Annotated in this window: 1 protein-coding gene and 1 pseudogene; both read right to left on the bottom strand. The window is 62.5% G+C overall.

Features of this window, described 5'->3' with window-relative positions:
* Positions 1 to 135: 135 nt before the first annotated feature.
* The gene (locus LH128_RS30305) at positions 136 to 435 is read right to left on the bottom strand and encodes a hypothetical protein (RefSeq protein WP_008833515.1); all 300 of its coding nucleotides are present in this window, start codon (positions 433 to 435) and stop codon (positions 136 to 138) included.
* An 11-nt stretch (positions 436 to 446) separates the two neighbouring features.
* Positions 447 to 710: pseudogene (locus LH128_RS30300) on the bottom strand (hypothetical protein); the annotation flags it as partial.

The following is a 710-nucleotide window of genomic DNA, read 5'->3' as shown; positions in this document are numbered from 1 at the left end:
TCCTCGCCCTCGATGCGGGGATGTGGCTGCATGACCTGCACGAAAAATGTCGACAGGGGCCGGTCGTATCCGATGGCGACGCTGCTCGCGTCGCCCTTCCCGGCGAAATTGTATCGGCTCATGACGGGTCTCCGGTCAGTTCACCAGTGCCAGCCATTCCGCGTGCCAGGGGCGCGGGAACGGATTGTAGCGGATGAAGGTGGGGACAAGGGGAAGCCCCATCGCAGCGAGGCTTTCCGCCATGGAAACCCGCTGGAGGGCTTCGGCAAGGTCATCTTCCAGCATGAAGTCGAGCATGGCAGCTTCATGGACCTGTTCACAAGTGAGCATTGTCCAGTCCAGCGTATCGAGGAAGGTCTTCCGGCGCTGCACGAACCGTTCGATCCGTGCGGCATCGCTGCGGACCTGATCGACAACCTGTTGTGTGGTGAGCATGGGATGTCTCCCTAAGCGGCGATGGGTTCGCGGCTGATCGGCGCCGTGGTCTCGACGGGCGCAGGCGACGGCACGATGGCATCGAGGCGAAGATCGCGACGGATGCGGGCGGCAAAGCGGGCACGCCGGACGAAATCGCGCATGGGGGCAAAGCGCAGTTTCTGACCGGCTGCAGGACCGCGCTTTGCGAAGTATTGCACCTCGTTGCCTTCATGGAGCGGGCCCACGCTGAGCATGATCGAAATGTCATCGCTCGACAGCGCGACATATCCTGC

Source organism: Sphingomonas sp. LH128 (assembly GCF_000293195.2).
Classification (GTDB): Bacteria; Pseudomonadota; Alphaproteobacteria; order Sphingomonadales; family Sphingomonadaceae; genus Novosphingobium; species Novosphingobium resinovorum_A.
Note: the sequence above shows the minus strand (reverse complement) of the source record. Positions and strands in the feature narration are given on the sequence as shown.

Excerpts from the sequence above, each read along its gene's own strand:
- LH128_RS30305 (WP_008833515.1), bottom strand. The coding sequence starts at position 435 with ATGCTCACCACACAACAGGTTGTCGATCAGGTCCGCAGCGATGCCGCA.